We start from the raw sequence: 23890 nt of genomic DNA, 5'->3' as shown, positions 1-23890 counted from the left end.
TAGTTTAATTTTTTACGTATGAAGAAAAACTATTTATTGGGAATGGCTTTGATGGCGTCATTGTCATTCTATTCTTGCGACAAGGAAGTTGTCTATGTGCAAGACGGAAATGGTGTAGAGAGTGTAGCTGACGGTGCTCAGATTATCACACTTCAGGTGGAAAATGGTGGCGACGGACTGGCTACCCGTGCCGGACGTCCGCTGTATAGTGCTGAGGCTAAACAGACTATTGAAAATGTGAAGCTGTGGATTTGTGATGGTGATGGTGCTGGTAATGTAAAGTATGTAAAAGAAATTTCTGATTGGAATACTGATGATGTTTCAACAGTATATACTACCGGTGGTCACGGTCGCCAGACTACTATTGAACTGAAGGGTGCAGATAAACTTGCTGCCGGTACTTATAAGATTTATGCGGTAGGTTATAGTGCTACTAGTGATTATGATTTAACTAAGGTTACTGAAGTTAAAAAGATAGAAGAAGGTGGAGGTAAATATACTTTCAGCGAAAACATGGTGTTGCCAATTAAAGGGGGCGATACGAATAAGATTGGTGAAGAAATCTTTGCCGGACAGATGAAATTGACTGTTGAAAAGGGAAAAGGTTTCAAGAAACCGGTAGTACTGAACCGTCAGGTAGCAGGTGCTTTTGCCTACGTTAAAGATATTCCTTTTATGGAAGGTGCCAGGTATCTGAAACTGGTTGCAAGTGCTCAGAATAAGTCATTGGTTCTTGGTAATTTCAATAGCTTTGATCTTACTGGAAATGGTTCTGGTAATGCTAATGTAAAATATGTAGTAAACGGTACCAATGGCAAATCTGGAAGTGATACTTGTGTGATTAGCACTATTGATTTGAATAAATGGTTTACTGCTATTAAGGATGATAACAAAGATAATTTGATTGATGCGGGTGAAAACTGGAAAAATCCATATTCTTCAGATGGAAAAGGTCATCCTACTTTCCAGAAAGGTTCTGCTTTTGGTGGTGAATTTGTTATCCCGTTTGCACATGTAGATGGAAAACAGACTTTGACTTTGCAATTGACAAATGCAGGTGGAAAGGTACTTAGAAGCTGGAAAGTGAATCTGGGTTCAACTGATGTTCAGTTGAATCAGGCAATTACATACTGGAATAGAAATTGGGATAGTACTATTACAGATACATCTGCAAACACCTACAGCCTTGTACGTAACCACTTGTATGGTATTGGTACCAGAATGAATGATGAAGCTAATCCCGGAAAGCCGGGTGTTGATCCAGATCCAAATCCAGAAAATCCAAATGACAAACCAGAATCATTGAACAACAAGCAAGAACTTGTATTGAAAGTAAACGATAACTGGGAAGTGATTCACGGAATGGAATTGGATTAATTTTCAGAATGATAAATCAAATAGTATTGCCTGAAAATCAGGCAATACTATTTTACCCTGTTTTTTGAATTTCCGAAGTCAAGTAACAAAAAGCTCTTCTGCAAGACGCCGGCAACAGTGAGATTTCTCATGAACGATACGAATCGGAGCCGGAAGACTGCCTGTCTTTCATGATTATTCCGAAGGCAAGAGCCAGGCAGCTTTCCGTCATTATTCAGAGAAAGAATCGCGTAAAACCGCAGTCAGGTAGTACCGTTTTATGCACGACGGGGAAGTGAAGAAATATTGTAAAAACTATAAAATTTAAAGATAATGAGCGTATTTTTCCAGACATCCAGACAAAGGAGTTTTCTTTCCGCCTGTCGAATAGCCGGAAAGAAATGGTCTGCATCGGTGCCGCTGTTTCTGGCTGCACTGCTGACAGTTGTATTTTATTCATGCCGCGATGAGGATTTACTTCCCTCGGTGCAATCTTTCGAACAAGGCGGAACACGTGCTGAGGCTGCAAGTACCTCGGGACTTGATGTGGTACAGGATGCTACCGGTGCTACATACAAGCCCAATTGTCGTGTCCCTTTGGTGGGTGAAGGAAGAGTAATCAACCAGATAACCAAGAATTTGGTAGGCGTTTTAAGTAACTCGGATAATAAGTTGGAATATTTGGTAGACAAGAACTTAGATAACTCTGTTAGTCTGAAGGGATTGGCAGAGGTAAATGCAGGGCTTCCAATTTTGTCTGTAAAAGATGTCAATCGTGTTTACTACGATTCTTCTAATGGCATTAAGGTCGGATTCTTGTATAAAGCCCCAGGAGGTTTACTAAGCTTAAATGTATTGCAAGGCTTTTGGGTAAAGACTTATTTAAAAGGCAAAGAACAAGACGGTTCCTCTACATCAGGAAGTGGTGATAAATTTCAGTTACTAAACTTAAATCTCTTGAATGTATCTGGAGGTTTAAGTGAAATTTCATTCACTACTACTAAACCTTTCGATGAAGTACGAATCGGTTGTGCTTCCATCAGTGTCGATGTACTTAGTGGACTGGAGTTCTACTATGCGTTTGTGGGGGAGAATCCTAAAAAGATAGCGGCAGAAAAACATGAATATCCTTACGCTGAGCAGGAAAGACCACTACATTCTTTGTCGAAAGGAGATTTAGTAAACAAGAATCTAAATGATGGACCGGTATGTGAACTTGTAAGCGGACTTTTGGGTGGGCTCACATGTCGTGTAGATTTTGGAGCGACGATACCCGTTGGTTCAGAAGTAGGATATTATACAACTGGAGGTGGATTAGCTTCTATTTCTTTAGGAGCTACTAAATTAAATGCCTATGACACAGGTGATAATAATCCTCAAAGCATTAATACGGAAAGTGGTATCGGAGTATCTGCTTTAGCAGGAGGCGCAAGAGAGTTTAGCATGATATTAACAAAAAAGGATACCCGAAGATTGGAACTTGATTTACCTTCTGGTATTAATTTGTTATCAGCAGTGAAAGTTCATTACGCCTACTCCCGCGACCCGGTAGAGATAGACGTATCCTCTTATTTTACCATTGGCAATGATACCATTTCTACCGATTATTACAACCTCCCGACACCATCGGAAGGTTCTGTAATCTATTCACTTATTAGTTGGCCCAGCGGAGCTACATCTCCTTCTATATCGGGCAACCACATGACCGGCATGACAGTAAATGGTGACTATGTAGTAAAGGCTGTATATACCCGAGAAGAAAAAGAAATTTCATGGTCGTATGCGGTGATTCATCGCAATAAAAAAGAAGCTGTGGCGGGTTGTAATACGATGATGATTAATACTTCTGCGAACCAAGGACAGTATACGGTGGTTGAATCCAGTGGATCACAGGGAGGTATTTCTTTGTTCAATAAGATAAACAACCGCCAGAATCTGGTTGATGGTGATTATACTAATTATGCAGAAGCTACCAATGTATTGAGCTTGATTCAGTTTGGCAGTCTGGCTGGTGTACATTCTTCTCAAGACATTGCTCCGCAAGGAGGAAAGACCCGCGTGGGATTTGTGATGCAGACAAATAATCAGCTGCTGGGTGCCGATGTCTTGAAGTTTTTCTTTATCAGACTGTATAAAGATGGTGAAGAAGTGTTTTCCGGACTGACGGCAGAAAATGACGCGATAGGAGTGGGACTGGTAGGAAACGACGGAAGCAAGTTACGTTTTTATGTGGAAACAGATAAGACATTCGATCAGGTGGAGCTTTGGACTGCAGGCTTGCTGAATGTCAATTTGAATACCTTCCGTTTGTATTATGCTTTCTACGAACCCACTACTTGCGAAGAGTATGCAGGGACATCGGAGGCTTGTATGGAAATGATCACGGCACAGAAGCATGGGGCGACTATCAACTATGCGGAAACAAAATCTTCGTCGGCGGCAAGTGTGGGGGCTACCATGAACAACCTGTCGTACGTAATCGACAACAGTCAGCAGACAGCGGCTTCTATTGTAGCTGGAGTCAGCCTGATAAGCCGTTCTACCGTGGCTGTAAAATTTAATTCCATCAGAGGCGGACAGCCAGTAGGTGCCATACTCCGTACGCCGGGATATGTGCTGAATGCGTCTGTTCTTCAGAATGTGGCAATTGCGGCATACAATGGTGGACAGGCGGTAGCAAGTGAGTCTACTTCCGGCGGATTGGCTTCCATCGAGGTGATAAGCGATGCCGGACTGGCTTATATGGAGGTTACTCCTTTACAGGATTACGATGAAGTACGTATTTCGTTCCCTTCATTGGCAGATGCGCTCGAAACAGTCTGGCTGTCGGGTTTCTATATCCGTCCGGATGCCAACGGAAATGGTATTCCCGACTGTGCGGAAGAACCGGATGATCAAGGAGAAACCGACATTGCATATAAGAGTATAACCGAACATGTTTGTGTGGATGAAACAACCTATTTGGGCAATGTACGTATCTTTGTCGATGCTCAGGATGATAAAGTTGGTACTAAACTTACATTTACCTGCTATCCGTATAACGGCAACGGACAGAAGATAGAACAGGAGGCTGAATTGCGGCAGGATGATAAGGGCTATTTCTTTGAATTGTCATTGCCGGTAGGCGATTATTCTATTTCGGGATTGTCTACTTACAACGGGCTGCGTGCTCAGGTACATCCGCTGAAGACTACCTGGAAGAGAAATGCGTCAGATACCGACTGGAACAACTGGAGCAACTGGACGGACGGTTCTCCTTGGGGATGTACTAATGTGGTGATTCCTGCAGGAGCCACACGTTATCCTGACTTGAATGCTTGGGGTAGTGTAGATAAATTCTATGGCGGTAACTATTGTGCGAATATTCATTTCGAACCGGGAGCTGCTGTACTCAATACACAATATCTGGAGTATGACTGTGCATACGTGGAAATGGAAGTACAAAGCGGTATGTATCATATGATTTCTACTCCGCTTCACGGCATGGTTACGGGCGATATGTTTGTTTCGCCTGAGATGCCGGCATACTTTACTCCGCTGAATGGGGCTACTTATCGTGAAGTGCGACACAATCCGATAGTACGTCAGAAAATGTACAGTCGTGCGGTTACAACTGCAACTTCTGGTACTAACGGTACTGTAGTTGCTACTGCCGACTGGAGTCGTACATTCAATGCCGTGGCTCAGCCGTACGAGCAGGCACAGGGCATCAAGATGATGGTTGGAAATGATTGGGGAACTTCTTATCGTCTTCGTTTCCCGAAAGCATATACCGAGTACAATTATTATACGCTTTCCGGCGAATGTGTTAAAAAAGAAACTTTGCCGGTAGAAGCAAGAAATATGAATGGAAAATTTGCTTATGAAGTGAGTGGATTTAATCCGGAGAATGCAGGTAATTCATTTACTTTTGAATTGCGGAATGATGGAAAAGGAGCTACCTATTTTGTGGCAGGCAATCCGTTTATGAGTTATCTGGATATAAAGACATTCCTGACAGAAAATAAACAGTTTGTTCAGGCTATCCGTATCATAGATTCTGAAAGTGTTTTCGGAGAAGAAGAGGGATTGGTCAGAATTTCCTTAGGTAAAAACGGAGATTTAAGCTTTAATGTAGCTGGAGAACAGAGCAACACCATTGCACCGTTGCAGGCATTTTATGTAGAGGCGTTAGAAGGTTATACTTCAGACAATGTTAATATAACTTATACCTCGGATATGTTTGTACAGCCTTCTGCAAGTACCGCAACCAGAAGTTCCCGCAGTGCTTCTGTTCCGACAGCAGGCGAAATGAAAATCTCGGCTGTATCGGGTAACTCTGTAAGTTCTTGTTCGCTGATTCGCAGTGCCGGAGCATCGGATGCATACAATGCGAAGGAGGATATTGTTTCACTGATTGACGAGGACTTTATGCCGAAGGTAAAGGTGTATACCGTAGCCGACAAGCGTGCGCTCGATATTCAGAAAATGAGTAATGCAACTCGTGTGGGTTTAGGATTCATGGTAAAGGACGGTTCGCAACAGACAGAATTCACTTTGGACTATGGCAGCAACTGGAAGGGATGGACACTGGTTGACAAGCAGACAGGAAAGCGCTACCTGCTGGATGGTACTTCGCTTACAGTAAATGCAGGTGCGATGAAGAGTAATGACGGACGTTTCTATCTCGTAAAAGAATGAAAGGAAAGTAGGTTATGAAAATGAAACAATTCATACATGCTGTATTTTGTGCCCTGACTGTGTGTGGCTTCCTCCTGCTGGGAGCCTCATGCAGCAAGGAGAATGAACCGATACAGACTGTTGAGGGAGTAACGGTTACCATTGCGGCTCAGAGTGACTTGCAGACCCGTACTTCCTTGCCGGTTTATGATGGAGATTATGGAAATAATATTCGTGGTGTGCAGCACGTTACGGATGTATATCTCTATATTTACGAAATGGACAAAGCTGGGACCGATGGTGAGTGTAAAGCCCGCTTTAATGTGGGGTGGAGAGAATACTTTGGAGCTAATAATCTTCCGGATAAAACGGCAGTAATGCGGTATACGTTTGCTTATACATTTACGGTCGGAAAAACTTACCGGCTGGTAGCGGTAGGTGTAGATGGAGCGACAGGGCAAGATAATATGCCAGACTATGACGGGATGAACTCGAAAGAAACCTATGGCTTGCCTGAGTCTATTCAGACAGGCAGTAAGCTGATTGATCCGATTACACTTCAAGAAGGTAAAACTCCGACTGATATGGCACATTCGGAATTCTTTACGGGGTACGTAGATAAGCCAGCATCGGAGAGTGACAAGAATATTGGTGAGATTAATTTGTGGCGCAGAGTCGCAGGTCTGCAGGTTTGCCTGGATCAGATTCCGCTGGAAGTAGAGCGCGTGAGAATATTGCTTTATAATTCGCAGAATACACAAGTGAAACTATTGCCCAGTGCTCCAGCAGCAAGTGGAATTACAGATTATATTACCAGCCCTTACGGGAATGATTCTTTCAACGAAGAGGGCAGGGTACTGATGGATAAGACCTTTACAAAGGATGATTTATATCTTCCAGAACCTGGCTCAGGAGTCGTTTCTGATTATGCTTACAAATGTTCCCTGACGGCATTTATGCTGCCTGTCAATATCCCAGACAGGGAGCTGTACGACTATACGCTTGTAGCGGAGTTTGTTACTACCTCCATGACCGGTATTGTAGGTTCCAGCAAAAAGGTACGGTTGATAAAGCCTTGGCAAAATAGCGACGGGCTTGATTTCGAAGACGAAACTGATATAGGCACAGGTATTATCGACGACCTCGACAAGTATCTTTTCCCGATTGAGGCAAATCATTTTTATTGTCTGGGGATTCCGTCAAAACCTATAGACTGTTCTGGCGTGTTGCAATAACAATTGGCACTGTGTAAGGTAGTTACAAGGGTATGAAGTTTCTTAATTGGATGATTAACTTATGAAATATACTAGATTGATTTATATGTCAGGCATCGTCCTGATGCTTCTTTCTGCCTGCAGCGATTCGTCGTCGCTTGATGCAGAAGGACAGAATGGGAAGCCACTGCAGCAGACGTTTACTGTAGCGGTAGAAAGTGTGGGCGAGCTTTTTGAAGGTGGAGAAGGGGTGAATCCGGCTACTGTCACATCACGCCGTCCTATTTCGAGCGTTACACCTACGCAGACGTTCGACAAGCTCAGTATACTGATTGTGGAGTATCAGAGCCCGGCAAAGGTGGTATATAAAAAGACGATTGAAAACTGGAGTAATCCGGATAACAAAGCAAGTTATCCCTGGAGTACTGAAGACGGACAGGGACGATATGCCACGATTACGCTTACCGGCAGTGAGTGTCTGGAGGAAGGAAAGAATTACATGGCATATGTAATTGGTTACCAAAGCGGAACTTACGGAGGCTATGAGCCGTTTAAAGGTGTAGAAGTAGGGGATTATTACAATCAGACTGAAACCGTAACTGTCCCTAATGGAGGGTATGCTGAAGAAGTTTTTGCAGGTGCAGAAATTTTTTTGGTGGAAAATGGAGTGATTCTTTCCAAACTGAGTGCTGAAGCAGAGGCACAGCATGGACTGATGGTAGCTCGCCGGCAGGTAGCGGGTACGTTCGGCTATTTTACCCGTGTGCCGGTGCAGGTAAACGGCAGTAGTGTGGCTAAGCTGCGGCTAGTTGCGACCAAACGTAATCAGACTATTATCTTCGGAGGATTCAGAAGTGTGGACGATGCTTTCGATTTTCATAAGGATAATGTGATAAACGGCATGAATCCGCGTATGGATTATGACTGTGCACTGGCAGGATCGGCAGTGAACAATGCGTTTTCTGTATATGAGGTTGATTTGTGCAAGTGGTTTCCAGGTAATACAGAGAATGTGCAGTTGCCGCTGGATATGAATGGTGATGGTTATCTGGATAGTGCCGATACGAACTGGCGGACTGATGAGGAAGCCTATCCTAAGGGGACGATTTCATTACCGAGGGGTACGGTGTTCGGTGATAGCTTTTGGGTTTCGGTTGTTATGACGCAGCGAGATGTGGAAGAAGGAATACCTACTTTCCAAATGCAGATGCTTGATGCGGAAGGAAGAGTGATAAAGTATTGGGATATTATTTTACGTAATTACGAAACTGCAGGTGAAGACCGTACATTGGTATCGTTGCCTGATGGGGAGAACGGACGTACTGTGATTACCGAACTCGATAATATTGATACAGAAACTTGTTTTAGTATTGTACGTAATCGTTTGTATACGATGGGGGAAAAGAGGCAATCGCAGAATTATGGTGAAGATGAGCCTATCGATTTAAGTTCAGCCGGAGTGCTTGTGCTTGATGCTCGTCATGAATGGCAGATTATGAATTCTATTATCTTTAATTAGGTATTTATATTACATTTTGTTAATAAAAGAACAATATCCCCAACTTATTTAGCAAGTTGGGGATATTGTTTCAGAATTCAGTGGGTTTTCCTGTATTCTGCATATAGTTTGTTCTAATTTTAGAACGGATAACCGATTGCGAAGTGGATACCCATTCCGTCCTTGAAGTTCGGTATGTTGTAGTATTTGGAGATTCCTGTTTCGTAAGGTACGTGCAGGGCTACTCCCCAGTCGAGGCGAAGTACAAGGAAAGACAAGTCGTATCGGATACCCAGACCTGTTCCCAGTGCAATATTGTCGAAGAACTTGTTGAACGTAAACTGCGCATCGGGACGTGCTTCGTCTTTCCGCATCAGCCATACGTTTCCGGCATCGAGAAACAATGCTCCGTTCAGATTGCCTCCGAAAAGGTTGGAGAAAATGCGGAAGCGATACTCCAGGTTGGCTTCCAGCTTGATATCTCCCGTTTCGTCTACGTACGAATAGGCTGCGTTTTCGGCCGGATGAAAGCGTCCGGGACCGATAGAACGTACCGTGAAAGCACGTATGCTGTTGGCTCCTCCTACGTAGAACTGTTCGTTATAGGGAGCAATGGTCTTGTTACCGTATGCCCAGATTACTCCGGCCATCAGTCGTCCGGCAATCTGCTGCTTGTCGTTGATGTAGTAAAGCGGTCGTATCTCGCTCGAGAACTTCAGGAACTGTGCAAATGGAGTTCCGAGGAATTTCTTTTCTCTTTCTTTCAGACTCTTGCCGAAGGCTGCATAAATAAGTGAGGTGACATTACCTGCCGAGCTGAAAGAGTTTTCCCACCATATTCGCATCCGGCGGTGACGCCATGAATCATCGTAGGTAAAGGTATAGGTGACCGAAGGGATGAACTGGTCGTCCAGACTGTGAAACAGCATGGGGTTGGCCTGTGCAATCGAGTCGAATGTAGCCGTACGGTGCTGCAAATGGTTGAACGCCAGATGGAGTGGTGTTACGGTATGTTTCATGCTTCTTGACGGGCGGAAACTGTACGAAACGGTTCCTCCGAAAGACAGCATCTTGAAGTATCGTGCACGGTTTACCTGTTCGGCATAAATCTTGAAGTTCGTTTGCGACGGGAAGCGGAACGGGTCAATGCGGTCGCGTACCCATGGAAGTACAAGGCGAGGGAACTCCAGTGACAGGGCTGCTCCCAGTTCGTAAGAGTTCATGACAGACTTGTCGCCGTCGACGGTTGAGCTGGTCTGCCATTCGTATGAACCTTTCAGCTCCAGATTGAGTGAGGCTCCCATGCGGCGGAAGTTTTTACGCGACAGGTTGAATATGGCTCCGGGACCGGTCTGCTTGGTACTCTTGGTAGTGACGTTAAGCTCCAGCTCACTGTTGTAGGGCAAGTCGAACATGGCATTCACGCGTACGTCGAGTGTATCTTTTTCTGCTCCTGTACGGGGAGTATATTGAAACTCGCTGAACTTGAACACACCCAGTCGTGCCAGAGCTTCCTGGGTATAGTTCTGTCTGGTCTGCGAATAGACTTCTCCCTTACGGTACAGGAAACGCTTGCGCAGTACGCCGTAGCGGATGCCCGGCTTCTTTCCGGAGTAATAGATGGTAAAGTTGCGCATCTTCAGTGAGTCGTCAGGCTGTTCACCGTTATATCCCGTCAGGTACACAGAAGTATGTCCGATATGATACGTGCGGAGGGCTTCTTCGGGAATACTTTGCCGGGGTACAATCTTTAACTTGACGTACCCTTTGCGCATGATTGTATCGGCAAGGAAAGTGATGAATTCATTTCTTGCGTAGTAGTATCCGTTGTCGCGGAAGAGGTCTATCAGACGCTGCCGTTCCTGATTCAGGACCGTCACGTCGAAATTATCTCCGCTGTGTATCAGCCGTTCGTCGAAATGTGCATGAATCAGACTGTCGGTTTGTGGTCTGAATCCTTCGTATGTCACGGTATCTATGTAGTACGGATTTCCCATATCGATGTCGTAACTCAGTTTTACAGCCCGCGGGTTACGGGTACTGTCTACCCGGTAAGTTACTTTTCCGCCGAAATACCCGTAGTCGTGCAGCAGATTGGACGCTACTTTTATTCGGGTTTCTGGATTTACGGTAGAAACATATACCGGTTTGGCAGCCAGTTTTTTGAATATCCACTTTCCGAAGCCTTTTTCATACCTTTCAAAGCGATTGTATATCCATAGTCCGAAAGGTATCGGAAAACGGATATTGGGCTTTACCACGATGGCGTTGTTCGGAGCAATGCTGATAGCTCCTTCCGCTTCGGCAAGTGCCTTTTGTCCTGCCTTGCTCTTGTCTTCGTTGTTGATGGTTACTTTCTTCAATCCCAGATACAAGGTTTCCCCTTCCGGCAAGTGCTTTGTTGTAGAGCATGATACAGCCATCATGGCTGCAAGCAGAAGCGTCAGGATATGATATGTTTTATATTTCTTCATGGATATGTAATTATGCTTCAATCAGTTTTCTGTTGTTTGTTCGGGCTGTTTCTTTTTGCGGGAGCGGAAGATGAACAGTTCGCTTAGTTTGCTCACTTTCTTTCTCAGTACGATACCGGCTCCTGTTTCTATCACTTCACCGTCGAGTATGCTTTCGTAATTCTTGTCGTGGAAAATCTTGATGTAGCGTGTACCGCTGTTGTCCAGACGGTATTCCAGCGAAATGTTGTCGATAAACGACTCGTCTTGCTGCTGTACATCGTTTCCGGTAGATATTTTTCCTCCGATGATAACCTGGAAGCGGTTGTTCCAGAATCGTTTGGCAAACTGGAAGTTATAATCCGTACGGGTATTTCCGGTTGCGCCTTCATCGGTCGTTTCCATACCGAAGTTTATATCTATTGTTTTCAGTGCATTTCCTGCTATCTTGTTTATCTCACTTTGCAGGAACGAGTTCAGCATACTGTTGGTGTCGAATCCTTTGCCTCCGGTATTGCTTTCTGACATATATATACCCGTAACCAGCATGGTGACAGCCAGCTTGTTTTTCTCTTCGGCCGATTTGGCAGCGAGTTCGTTCTGCATGGCACCGTCGTCGGGAGCTTCGAGTGTGAAGGTAAAGCCCAGATCTTCCAGGCGGTTTGTCAGATTCACTCCCACGTTGAAGTTTACCATACGCGTACTTTCTCCATCGGAAGAAACCGACGCACGCACCCGTTCCGAAGCCTTTATGTTCAGATTCGGGTTCATAACGTTTCCGGTCCATTCGATATAGCTTCCATCCTGAATGTAGAAAGTCTTCAGCGGGATGATAGGCATTTCGTATTTCATTTCTCCGCTTATCAGCGAATAACGGCCGTTGAGCAGCATGTTTCCGTCGGGCTGATACTGGAATGACAAGTCGCCTCCACCTTCCAGCAGCATGTAGTTGCTTCCGCTTTCATTTAAGTTGACACGTGCCTGCACAGCCTCGTCGATGTGAAGTGTCATCAAAATATCCATACCTCCCAGCGACATGGCAGGAATGTGAGGCTTGGCTATGTGAGTCGTATCGCTGAAGTCCACAAACGTGACAGTTTCGTTCAGGCGGTCTTCTACGGTCAGCGGAGAGTCTTTCAGTACATAAGTGAAATCACTGCTTCCTAAAATATTCATGTTGCCTCTCATGGTAAGGGCATCCGGCCGTCCTTTCAGCATGGCATTTACATCGACATAAATCTTACCGTGTACCAGCGACTCTTTGGTCTGTTTGGCATTGATCAGCTCAAAGTTATGCGCTTCCATTTTCAGGTTTATATCCATGGCAGCCATGTCGGTCATGTCTACGTAACCGTCTATGCTGAACGGTGTCTTTCCCTTGGTAAAGATGTTGAAGCGTTCGAATTTTAGTCGGCTGTTCTCAATCTTCAGCGGTCGGTTGTCGAGTTGCAGGTTCAGTGAAGCCTGTGGAATATTGATTATTACACTGTCAAGTTCCAGTTCTCCGTTCAAGACGGGCTGTGACGTGGAACCCTCTATGGAAATCGAACCGTCCAGGTCGCCTTTCAGCCTGGCTATATCATCGGGAATGAATGCGTTGGCTACCTTCAGCGGCAGATGATGCAGGTTCACATCTGCCGTCAGATTATCTTTATCATTTTTCCCCGTGGCAGAAAGGTACGTTCCGTTCAGGCTCATTATTTCTTCATCGTTCAGCATCAGGAAGCCGTCTATGCTGTGTTCTCCTGTTTCTTTAGGCAGATATACGGCACTCATTTCCCAGTTGCCCAGTTGTTGTTTGTTGTAGGCAAGGTTGTTGATTCCTATGTCGGTTGCAACTTGCATGCTCGACTCGCTTTGTATATAGTGTGCCTCGGCGTTGATAAAGCCGGCTATGTCGGGCATATATGGGATGATGCGCCGGAACTCAGCTATGTCTATCTGGTTGAGAGCTACGGTAAGATCCTGCTGTACGAGAGAGTCCGGAGTAGAATATAAGGATAATCCGGAATGATTCTCATCGTATATCTTGACGTCGGCATGGATACGTCCCTCGTCACTCAGATAGATATAGTTGCCGTGGTTCACCTTAAACGGACGATATACCAGAGTAGGATTGTCCGGAGTGATGTGCATGCTGATGCCGTTGGGGCGTAGCTGTGCCTTTAGGCCGAGATCAACTCCGGTTTCTCTTTTACCGTTCAGGTAACCTATTGCCAGTTGTGCATCGGTAGATCCGATATATCCGTTCAGTGAAATGTCGAAGGCTTCCTGACGTTTGTTGGCAAGAGCCTTTACACCACTGTAGAATTTCACCTGCACAGAGTCTTGCAACGTTTTGAAGTAAATCGTATCCAGTTGAAGACTGTCGGTCCGCAAGCCGTACAAGTCGATGGAACCGTTTAATCCGTCTTCCGGCGAAGTACTGAAGCTGGCCCGCAGACGATTGTAGTTTACATGCTGTGAAGCCAGGAAGTTGGCCACCGGATTGTCTGATCCGGAGAATACTTTCAACTGTGCCGAAGGCAGCATTTCTCTGATCAGGCGCTGATTTATGTGTTTTTTCTTCCACTGCTCTCCAAACTCCTTGGCTACCAGGTCGCTCTTGCTCATAAACTTGTCGAGGCTGTTGGCCGATTTGAACAGGAAAGTCAAATCGCCTGCATTGACATATCCCCTTACCGAATCGGTAGCCATATCGAAACCGGCATGCAGGTCTTTAGTCCTGAAGTTTCTTTCGGCTGTTACGAGCTGTATACCGCTGACGGTAGCACGTGCTTTGTGGCGTTGCTTCATATCCGTCTGTGCATGCACCTCGATGTTCATCGACGAACTGAAAGGCGTACTCATAAGTGACAATGCCTGCCAGTCTAACAGCCGCACATGGGTGTTCAGGTCGGCCTTTATCATATTCGGCTGAAGCAATGCCTGCAAATTGGCCGATACGTCTATTGCCCGGTTGTTGACATTCAGCATCATTGAAGCCTGAGAGTGTTTCAGACCGGCATCGAGTGTGACTCCGGAAAACAGAAGCGAGCCATACCGGAAGTGTGAAACCTCACCCTTCAGCAGAGCGGATGTTTTCGGAGAGAAAAAGTCGAATCCGTTTCCTTCGGCATGCAGTGAGGTCGAAAGTCCGAATATCGAATCATGCGGCATAAACTCGTGTATGTTGAGACTGTCGATATTCAGGTCGACCAGATAGCCTTCTTTTTGCAAATCATAGTCAGCTTTTAAAATAACATTGGCTTTTTTGCCCGGAAAGAACTGCATGTTTGCTCCGAGCAGACTGCCGTTGACCGAAGCTTCTCCTTCCAGTTTCATGCCATATGGCAGCACGACACCGCTGAGCATACTTTCTACAAAGTTCAAGTTGCCCGTTTCTACCGATAAATTGATGTTACCGTTTCTCTGGAGACTGTCCATAGGCAACGTAATACTTCCCGTAGCCTGTGCACGGAAAGCATCCTGAATGCTTGCCGAGAGCGTGGTAAGACGAATCTCCTTCAAGTTTCCGTCTATGCCGGCACGTATCTGCAATGGGGCAGACGGATATTTTTTTATGAAATCTTCCGGCATTCCGGTGATAACCTTCAGTAAATCATTCTTGCCGATGTCAGCCATCAGACGAGCATTGATCATACCGTCTTTTTCAGCATCAGTCGCCTCCCAGTCCATAGATGCGCTGAATTCGAGATACGAATCGGGGGTTGTTATCTGCAACGACGGAACTTTCAGTGTCTTGGCATCCGATACCAGTTTTCCTTTTGTTGAAACAATTTCCAGTCCGGAGCGTTCCTTTAAGTTGAAGTCGCGGATATTGGCATAGATATCATTTCCGGCATAGTAGGCAGAGTCTACATCCAGCTTGATGTTGGTAATGCCGATATGCGATGCATCGAATCCTTCGGCAGCAGGAAGTGTATTGGTATCAAGATAAGCACTACCGTTTGTCAGTTTAAGTGAACCTGCCGAGTATGCCGACTTATGTAAGTCAACCAGTCCGTTCCGTAGAGAAAGCTTTTCGAGCGATGTTGACATGCTGAATGTACCCAGCGGCATTTGCATGGCAAACGAAACGTTTTCGAAATCAACATTTTTCAGTTGTATTTTCCAGAAAACCGGTTGCGAGCTGGTCGTATCTGAGGCTGTAGTATCGGCCATGCAGATGGATAAATGAGTATCCTTTAAAGAAAGAGTGTTGACAATGGCAGTTTCCGGATCGAGCTCTACGCCATGTGAGGATACGAATAGCTCTCCCAGATTTCCTTTCAGCGTCATACCTTCGATGAGGTTTGCCGTATTTACAGATGCCTTGCTCAACTCCAGACCGTCAAGTTCGATTTTCTTTCTCAGCAGGGGAGTTAACTGGATCTTCGCTGTTAATTTCTTGGCATTCAGTATGGTATCCTGCTTGTCGATAATTACGGTATTGTTTACTACCAAATCTAACGGAAATGAAAGAGAGATTCTTCCTATCGAGATTTGCATACCTGTGGCTTCGGAAGCGTAGCGTGTAGCCGTGTTTACCAGAAAATTCTGAATAGGAGGTATGTATATCAGAATACATAGCAATATAAATAATATGAACGGAGATGCTACGGCGATCCCTGTCCATCGCAGATATTTTTTCATAGGCCAAGTCAAGCTGTATTGTTTGTGCGAATTTATATAAAATAACCGAATTAGTATTCATTTTGTTCTGGAACTATTTAGTTGTATTTATATAAATTCTTTACCTTTGTGCTATAACTTAATTTTAAAAGATATATTATGAAACCAACTTTGTTTGTTCTGGCTGCCGGAATGGGAAGTCGTTATGGAGGTTTGAAACAGCTTGACGGTCTGGGTCCCAATGGTGAAACAATTATGGATTATTCCATTTTTGATGCTATCCGTGGCGGATTTGGAAAGATTGTATTCGTAATCAGAAAAGATTTTGAAGAAGATTTCCGTAAGAAAATCATCAGCAAGTACGAAAACCATATTCCAGTAGAAGTAGTATTTCAAAGCATCGACAAGCTTCCTGAAGGATTTACTTGTCCGGCTGAACGTGTAAAACCATGGGGTACAAACCATGCAGTGTTGATGGGTAAGGAAGTGATCCGTGAACCTTTTGCCGTAATCAATGCTGACGACTTCTACGGACGTGACAGTTTTGCTGTAATCGGTAAATTCTTGTCTGAACTTCCTGAAGGAGCTAAGAATACATATTGTATGGTAGGATTCCGTGTTGGAAATACCCTGAGTGAAAGTGGTACAGTAGCTCGCGGTATCTGTTCTACCGACGAAAACAGACATCTGACAACAGTAGTAGAACGTACTGAAATTATGCGTATTAACGGTGTCGTTTCTTATAAAGATGAAAATGGCGAATGGGTAGGCATCGAAGATAATACTCCGGTTTCAATGAATATGTGGGGCTTCACTCCTGACTATTTCAACTACTCTGAAGAATATTTCATCGACTTCCTGAAAGAAAACATCGATAAGCCTAAAGCTGAATACTACATTCCGCTCATGGTCAATAAGCTGATCAACGATGGTACTGCTACTGTAGAAGTTCTTGATACTACTTCTCGCTGGTTTGGAGTAACATATGCAGCCGACCGTCAGGGTGTAGTTGATAAATTGCAGGCTCTTGCCGACTCTGGAGAATATCCTAGCAAGCTGTTCTGATAATTGAACATATACTATACAGGGAAATTTCCTTTATGCGTAAGCTTTGTGTTTGTCATGAAGTAAGCGTGTAAAGGAAATTTTTTTGTTGAAGTTATGCCTGACCGGTAAATATTGCGAAATGGATTTTAATCTTTTTTTTCTGAATTTTGGTTAACTTTGCACTAATATAAAAGATATTATGAGGAAGCACATTTTATTTTGGCTGCTAGTTAACTGGATTGGATGGATTTATGCGGAATCGGTGGAAAAAGAGATTCCGCAGCTTCTTGCTACACTCGATTCTATATTAGTACAAACTGGAGAGTTGGCATCGCAGAAAGAGCTTAAAATAGCGCAATTGAAGAAAAAGTTATCGAATGCTGCAAATCTTGAAGAGGAATTCTGGATAAATAAAATGCTATATGACGAATCTTTCGTATTCAATGCTGATTCTGCAATGAAATACGTTGACCGTAATATACAGATTGCTACCGAACTTAAAAAGAAGGACTGGCAGGATGAATGGCTGATAAACCGTTCGTTTATGTTTGCTGCAACAGGATTGTTAAAAGAAGCAGGTGAAGTGCTGGAAAAAGTTGATTCTACCAGTTTGTCTGACGGACTGAAACTCTCGTATTACTATCAGCGTTCTTACCTGTATTCGCATTTAGGGCAATATATGGGCGACCAGAAGCAGGTTAATAATAAGTATTATAATGAGTTCGAGAATGCCAATAAGCACATGCTGGCCTTAGTCCGTCCGAAAGATCCCCTTTATTGGTGGTGTGTAGCGTCATGTAATGAACTCTCTCCTGAAGATAGCTTGTTTTCGGCCTTAGAGAACGTTGTATTGTCTTCTCATCATAATACACGGCTGGATGCAATGAACGCTTATGGCCTTTCGAATATGTATAAGCGGCTAGGAGATAAAGAAAAAACCATGATTTATCTGATTTATTCGGCAATGGCTGATTTGAGAGTCTGCAATCGCGATATTGCTTCGTTGCAGGAACTTTCATCGTTATTGTATGATGCAGGAGATATTGACCGCGCGTATGCTTACATGAATTATTGCTTGAAGGCTGCTTTGCTTTATCCCAACCGGGTGCGTATCATTAATATATCTACAGAATTAGATAAGATATATGCTAATTATCAGCAACGTGATATAAGATGGCGTAATTCATTGCAAAATTATTTGTATGTAGTTACTTTTTTCTCGATAATCCTGGTACTGGCCTTGATTGGTCTTTATCGTCAGACGAAAAAGTTGAGAAAGTCGCGTACAGAACTGGATTCTGCAAATCACTCTCTTAATCAACATGTTGTTGAACTTTCACAGATGCATAAACAGCTGGCCTTAGCCAATCAGGAGCTTCAGAACTTGAATGAACTGCTTAGAAGTGCTAACCAGAAGCTTCAAGAGTCGAATGATGTAAAAGAAGAATATATCGGACATGTGTTCTCTATTTGCTCGAACTATATCAGTAAGTTGGATGAGTATCGGAAAAACATTAACCGTAAACTAAAGACTGGTCAGTTTGAAGAGGCAAGACAATTGACTGATAACTCTTCATTGACTCAAAACGAACTTAAAGACTTTTATGCCAATTTTGATGCTATCTTTTTGCGGGTTTATCCTGACTTTGTAGCGGATTTAAATTCTTTGCTTCGTCCTGAAGAGCAGATTTTATTGAAAGATGCAAGCGAACTGAACACGGAAGTTCGTATTTATGCATTGGTCAGATTGGGTATAAATGATAGTGTCAAGATTGCTGACTTTTTGCATTGTTCTCCTCAAACAGTGTACAATCATAGGTTGCGCATGCGAAATAAAGCAATTATACCTAAAGATAAATTTGCCGAAGCTGTTCGCTTGTTGGGAAGAGGAGGCAAGTAATAGGAAATTCAAAATAGACTTTTTTAGCGGAGAGAACTTCTTGATTTAAGTTTTTCTTCCGGTTGAGAACAGGTCATAGTACACGCTATTTTGTAGTGTGCTATGGCTTGTTTTCTTGTATTGTTCATGTTTTAGAAAAGCTTGTTCTTTCCTGTTGTAATGGGAAGAAGAGGTAAATCTCATTCCCGAAAGCTGCTTTTCAGACTTGTAAAGGCGTATAAGTCACTCTATATGTCAATCGTATAGTTTACCTGTTAGTTTTATATATGCATTGATAATCAGTATGTTATCTTTTTGTAATCTTACTTGCTGACTTTACTTTAGAATAGATTAACGTCCTTTAGTATCTAATTTTGCTTCCAGAATTTTTAATCAAATATTCTATTATGTTAACTAAAAAATTTACTAGTATGAAGAACAATTTTCAACCGGTACAGATTACTCGGTTTGTATTGTCTCTATGTTGTTTATTGTGTTTTTCTGTTCATTTGTTTGCACAACAAATAACAGTAAGTGGAAACGTCAAAGATTCATCGGGCGAGCCGGTAATTGGAGCCAGCGTTTTGGTGAAGGGAACTACCAATGGTGTGATAACCGATTTTGACGGTAATTTTAGTATTGCCAATGTAGAAGATGGTTCTCAAATTGAAGTATCGTACATTGGTTATGTAACGCAAATGAAAAAGGCAACAGGTACACAACCTTTGAATTTTATTTTAAAAGAAGACACCGAAACTTTGGATGAAGTCATTGTAGTAGGTTATGGAATTCAAAAGAAAAGTGTTGTGACAGCATCTATCAGCCGGGTTAGCTCTGACGATTTGAAAAATGTAACTCCTACCCGTGTAGATAATATGTTGAAGGGACAGACTTCAGGAGTAACGGTTACTTCTGCATCCGGACAGCCTGGTGATGCTGCAAAGGTACGTATTCGTGGTATTGGTACCATAAACAATTCTGACCCTCTTTACATCGTTGACGGTATGCCGGTTGATGGTGGTATCGATTATTTGAATCCTTCTGATATAGAATCTATCGAGGTCTTGAAGGATGCAGCTTCTGCTGCTGTGTATGGTGCTCGTGCTGCCAATGGTGTAGTATTGGTTACTACAAAAGGAGGAAGCAAAGGAAAAGCTGTTATTAGCTATGACTTCTCATACGGTTGGCAAAATCCTTGGAGAAAGAGAGATGTTCTTAATGCAGTTGAGTACGAAACGTTGATGAATGAAATGGCTGTTAACTCAGGCAAAGATGCTCCTTATGCCAATCCGGAAGCAGCAGGAGAGGGAACAGACTGGCAAGATGCTTTGTTCAACTCTAATGCACCGATAATGAATCACCAGATAAGTGTCAGCGGAGGTTCTGATAAAGGTTCATACTTTTTGTCAACAGGATATTTCAAGCAAGACGGTATTGTTGGAGGTAATTTCGATCGTTCAAATTACGAACGTTTCACTTTACGTATGAATTCTAATTATACATTGTTCGATCAGACTAAAAACCGTAACTGGCTTTCATCATTTAAAATTGGAACCAATATCGGTTATACTCGTATTAAATCAGTAGGAGTTGATACAAACAATGAAAAAGGTGGTCCGTTGGGTAGTGCGCTGATGATTGCTCCTACACTCCCTGTGTATGCTGAAGATCCTGAAGCTGTATTGAAAGAATATCCTACAGCAATAAAAGATAAAAATGGAAATGTTTATACCATTGTTGGTGATGCGTATAACGAAATAACCAATCCGCTGGCTCAATTGGAGTTGCCGGGAGATGTAAACAACTCTGATAAATTCGTCGCTTCTTTCTGGGGTGAACTTCAACTGTGGGACAGTCTTAAGTTTAAAACAACTTATGGTGCTGATTTGGCATTCTGGGGAAATGATGGCTGGATATATCCTTACTATCTGGGAAAGAGCAACAGTCAGACTCAGTCTTCTGCATGGTCGGGCATGAACAGAGGATATACATGGCAGCTGGAAAATGTATTGTCGTATGACAAGACCTTTGGACAGCACTCAGTATCTGTTATATTAGGACAGTCTGCAAAGAAATATCAGGGACGTACCTTGTGGGGAAAGAACTACAATTTGCAATCTCTGGATCCTGATAAAGCCAACATCAACTTCGGACAAGGAACAAAAGCCGATCAGGAAGCTACAGGACAAGCTCAGCCTTTTTCAACACTGGCATCTATGTTTGCTCGTGTCAGCTACAACTATGCTGAACGCTACATGTTCCAGGCAACAATACGTCGGGATGGTTCATCTAACTTTGGCCCGAATAACAAATATGCTGTATTCCCTTCATTATCTTTAGGATGGAATATCACAAATGAAAAATTCATGGAAAAACGTCCTGAATGGCTTACTTCTATGAAATTACGTGCAAGCTGGGGTAAGAATGGTAATGAACGTATTGATGCCTTCCGCTATACAGCCATTATGAACAGTGGTAACAATTATATTTTTGGTGCTAACGGCAATGAAGCTATTGTGGTAGGAGCTAAACCTAATGGATTGCCTAACCCTGATTTGAAATGGGAAGAAACCAGCCAGACTGATTTGGGATTGGATTTCGGATTTTTGGGTAATGCACTTACTTTTACAGTAGACTGGTATAAGAAGAAAACAGATGGTATGCTGATGCAGATGCCGTTGCCTGCTTATGTTGGTGATACTCCTCCGATGGGTAATGTGGGTAAGATGGAAAACTCTGGTATTGAAATGGATTTGTCTTATAGATTCCAGGTTTCTGATTTGAATGTTAAATTCGGAGCCAATGCTTCTTACCTGAAAAATAAACTGATCGAACTGGGTAATGCCGAAGGTTGGGCTAACTATGATGCTATCCAGAATATCGGAACAATTACACGTGCCGAAAACGGAGAACCTTTCCCGTTCTTCTATGGAAAGAAAACTGCTGGTATCTTCCAGAATTGGGATGAAGTCAATTCATATGTAAATTCAAAGGGAGAGAAAATCCAGCCTAATGCACAGCCAGGAGATGTACGTTTTGTTGATGCGAATGGAGATGGAAAGATTGATGACGCAGACCGTGTGAAGATCGGTAAAGGTATGCCAGACTGGACTGTAGGATTCTCTATCGCTTTAGACTGGAGAGGATTCGACCTGAATGCTTTCTTCCAGGGTACTATCGGTAATGATGTCTTTGATGGTTCTCGCCGTATTGACTTGAAGAGCATTAACCTGCCTTCTTATATGTTAGACCGCTGGCACGGAGAAGGTACTTCCAACAAATATCCTCGTTTGAGTGAAAATGATGAAAATGGAAACTGGTTGTCTTCTGATTTGTATATAAAAGACGGTTCATACTTACGTCTGAAGAATATTCAGTTAGGATATACTTTGCCTAAGGCTGTAACAACAAAATTCTTTGTGCAGAATTTGCGTGTATACGTTGGAGCTGAAAACCTGTTTACAATTACAGGCTACGATGGTTTCGATCCGGAAATTTCTTCAGGTGGTACTTCTTTAGGTGTTGATAAAGGAGTTTATCCTCAGGCCAAGACATTTACAGTTGGCGCAAATATTACTTTCTAACTTTTAAACTGAGAAAAAATGAAAAAATATTTTATATGTGGTGCTTTAGCACTAATGAGTTTGGCTTCTTGCAGTGATTCTTTTCTGGAAGTATATCCTACCGTGAATATAAGCGAGGATGAGTATTATAACTCGGAAGAACGTATTTATAGTGCACTGGTTGCTGCTTACGATCCTTTGCAGTGGCCTGACTGGGGACTGGGACAGTATAATCCTTTGAATCTGGTTGCAGATGTTATGTCGGACGATATTTATGCCGGAGGTTCAACAGAGCAAGATAATGAGCACTGGCATCGCATGCATAAGTTTACAGCTACTCCCGAAATCGTTTGCAGTAGTTTATGGAGTGTATTTTATTCAGGAATCAACCGTGCCAATATTGTTATGGCAAAAATGGATGGTATTCCTGGTATATCTCAGGAAAATAAGGAACGTTATTTGGCTGAAGCACATTTTCTGAGAGCTTATTATTATACATGGCTGTGGAAATTGTGGGGAAACATACCTTATTATACCGTGAATCCTTCTACTTCTCCTTATTTGGTAGAGCAGATTTCAGCAGATGAAGTGTATCCGAAAATTATAGAAGATCTGGATTATGCATTGGGAGAAAATCGCTTGCCCGAATCTGTTGATATTACAATGAAAGGAAGAGTTACCAAAGCTGTCGCACAAATGCTGAAAGCAGAAGTTGTGATGTATCAGAACGATGAAAGCCGTTATGCTGAAGTCTTGTCGGATATGCGCTCTATTATATCTTCTCAGTTGTATAGTCTGCATGATGATTTTGCTGGAATGTGGGAAGATGCAGGCGAATGGTGTGAAGAATCCATTTGGGAAATAAACTATCACGATCTGAATGCTCAGCGTAGCTGGGGAAATCCGATTGCTGCCGGTGGTACAGTTCTTCCTACTCTGATCGGAATAAACGAATGTAAAGATGAAAAGTTTGCAGGCGGATGGGGATTTGGTACCGTGAATCCGGACTTGTATAATTCTTACGACGATGATGACCAGCGTAAGGACGGCGGTATTTTGAATTTTGCAAAATATCAAGAAACTCATCCGAATGCTTCGTATACACCGCGCTATGAAGATACTGGTTATTTCTTGTTGAAATATTTACCTCGCCAGGGTGGAAATAGTCAGTGTACGGGTGACAAGGACTTGAATTATAGAAATAACTTACGTGTATACCGTTATGCTGAAACATTATTGAATGCAGCCGAACTGATATTGCGTACTGGAGGCGATACTGCCGAGGCACAAAATTATCTGGATCAGGTAAGAGCCAGAGCTTATCGTACTACTGTAGAAAATTTGGGAGCTCATAAGGTTGTTGCCAATATTGATAATGTTTTGGAAGAAAGACATCTTGAATTGTATGGTGAAGGTAAGCGTTTCTGGGATCTGGTACGTTCAGGAAAAGCTAATGAGGTTTTAGGAAGTCGTGGTTATAAAGATAACAAAAAGTACTTGCCTATACCGTCTAGTGAAATCGATAAGTCTGCTGGAACTTTGACACAGAATCCATATTAATCACAATGAGGAAAGGCTTTTCAGTGATTTATATCATTGGAATGCCT

At 43.1% G+C, this 23890-nt stretch carries 10 protein-coding genes; 8 read left to right on the top strand and 2 right to left on the bottom strand.

Annotation, left to right across the window (positions count from 1 at the left end):
* The first annotated feature begins 18 nt into the window (after window positions 1-18).
* From BACCOP_RS15895 to BACCOP_RS15880, 4 genes are all read left to right on the top strand, one after another.
* Window positions 19-1377, top strand: coding sequence for a hypothetical protein (locus BACCOP_RS15895; protein WP_007570945.1), 1359 nt, complete (start codon window positions 19-21; stop codon window positions 1375-1377).
* Window positions 1378-1689: 312 nt separating this feature from the next.
* A complete protein-coding gene (locus tag BACCOP_RS15890) occupies window positions 1690-6036 on the top strand; it encodes a hypothetical protein (protein WP_007570943.1) in 4347 nt (1448 codons plus the stop codon).
* A 14-nt stretch (window positions 6037-6050) separates the two neighbouring features.
* Complete coding sequence (locus BACCOP_RS15885; protein ID WP_007570940.1) at window positions 6051-7250, top strand: FimB/Mfa2 family fimbrial subunit; 1200 nt, start codon at window positions 6051-6053, stop codon at window positions 7248-7250.
* A gap of 61 nt (window positions 7251-7311) precedes the next feature.
* Complete coding sequence (locus BACCOP_RS15880) at window positions 7312-8748, top strand: hypothetical protein (protein ID WP_007570938.1); 1437 nt, start codon at window positions 7312-7314, stop codon at window positions 8746-8748.
* A gap of 119 nt (window positions 8749-8867) precedes the next feature.
* On the opposite strand, the gene tamL is transcribed toward BACCOP_RS15880, so the two are convergent.
* Together tamL and BACCOP_RS15870 are read right to left on the bottom strand one after the other, a co-directional pair.
* The gene (tamL, locus tag BACCOP_RS15875) at window positions 8868-11201 is read right to left on the bottom strand and encodes a translocation and assembly module lipoprotein TamL (RefSeq protein WP_007570936.1); all 2334 of its coding nucleotides are present in this window, start codon (window positions 11199-11201) and stop codon (window positions 8868-8870) included.
* A gap of 21 nt (window positions 11202-11222) precedes the next feature.
* Window positions 11223-15815, bottom strand: a complete 4593-nt coding sequence (locus BACCOP_RS15870) for a translocation/assembly module TamB domain-containing protein (protein WP_007570934.1) — start codon at window positions 15813-15815, stop codon at window positions 11223-11225.
* Between the two features lie 138 nt (window positions 15816-15953).
* Between BACCOP_RS15870 and BACCOP_RS15865 the strand changes: the two genes are divergently transcribed.
* The 4 genes from BACCOP_RS15865 to BACCOP_RS15850 all read left to right on the top strand — a co-directional run bounded on the left by BACCOP_RS15865 (window position 15954) and on the right by BACCOP_RS15850 (window position 23843).
* Entirely contained in the window at window positions 15954-16859 is a 906-nt protein-coding gene (locus BACCOP_RS15865) for a glycosyltransferase family protein (protein WP_007570933.1), read from the top strand.
* Between the two features lie 181 nt (window positions 16860-17040).
* Window positions 17041-18741: a DUF6377 domain-containing protein gene (locus BACCOP_RS15860; RefSeq protein WP_007570932.1), complete on the top strand. Its 1701-nt coding sequence runs from the start codon at window positions 17041-17043 to the stop codon at window positions 18739-18741.
* Between the two features lie 410 nt (window positions 18742-19151).
* Complete coding sequence (locus tag BACCOP_RS15855; RefSeq protein ID WP_040312178.1) at window positions 19152-22304, top strand: SusC/RagA family TonB-linked outer membrane protein; 3153 nt, start codon at window positions 19152-19154, stop codon at window positions 22302-22304.
* Between the two features lie 18 nt (window positions 22305-22322).
* Window positions 22323-23843 (top strand): RagB/SusD family nutrient uptake outer membrane protein, encoded by a 1521-nt coding sequence (locus tag BACCOP_RS15850; RefSeq protein ID WP_007570930.1) that lies wholly within the window; start codon window positions 22323-22325, stop codon window positions 23841-23843.
* Window positions 23844-23890 lie beyond the last annotated feature (47 nt).

It is taken from the genome of Phocaeicola coprocola DSM 17136 (genome assembly GCF_000154845.1).
Lineage (GTDB): Bacteria > Bacteroidota > Bacteroidia > Bacteroidales > Bacteroidaceae > Phocaeicola > Phocaeicola coprocola.
This window is presented reverse-complemented; position numbering and strand designations above follow the sequence as displayed.

Coding starts and splice junctions, on each gene's coding strand:
- BACCOP_RS15895 (WP_007570945.1), top strand. CDS start 19: ATGAAGAAAAACTATTTATTGGGAATGGCTTTGATGGCGTCATTGTCA.
- BACCOP_RS15890 (WP_007570943.1), top strand. CDS start 1,690: ATGAGCGTATTTTTCCAGACATCCAGACAAAGGAGTTTTCTTTCCGCC.
- BACCOP_RS15885 (WP_007570940.1), top strand. CDS start 6,051: ATGAAAATGAAACAATTCATACATGCTGTATTTTGTGCCCTGACTGTG.
- BACCOP_RS15880 (WP_007570938.1), top strand. CDS start 7,312: ATGAAATATACTAGATTGATTTATATGTCAGGCATCGTCCTGATGCTT.
- tamL (WP_007570936.1), bottom strand. CDS start 11,201: ATGAAGAAATATAAAACATATCATATCCTGACGCTTCTGCTTGCAGCC.
- BACCOP_RS15870 (WP_007570934.1), bottom strand. CDS start 15,815: ATGAAAAAATATCTGCGATGGACAGGGATCGCCGTAGCATCTCCGTTC.
- BACCOP_RS15865 (WP_007570933.1), top strand. CDS start 15,954: ATGAAACCAACTTTGTTTGTTCTGGCTGCCGGAATGGGAAGTCGTTAT.
- BACCOP_RS15860 (WP_007570932.1), top strand. CDS start 17,041: ATGAGGAAGCACATTTTATTTTGGCTGCTAGTTAACTGGATTGGATGG.
- BACCOP_RS15855 (WP_040312178.1), top strand. CDS start 19,152: ATGAAGAACAATTTTCAACCGGTACAGATTACTCGGTTTGTATTGTCT.
- BACCOP_RS15850 (WP_007570930.1), top strand. CDS start 22,323: ATGAAAAAATATTTTATATGTGGTGCTTTAGCACTAATGAGTTTGGCT.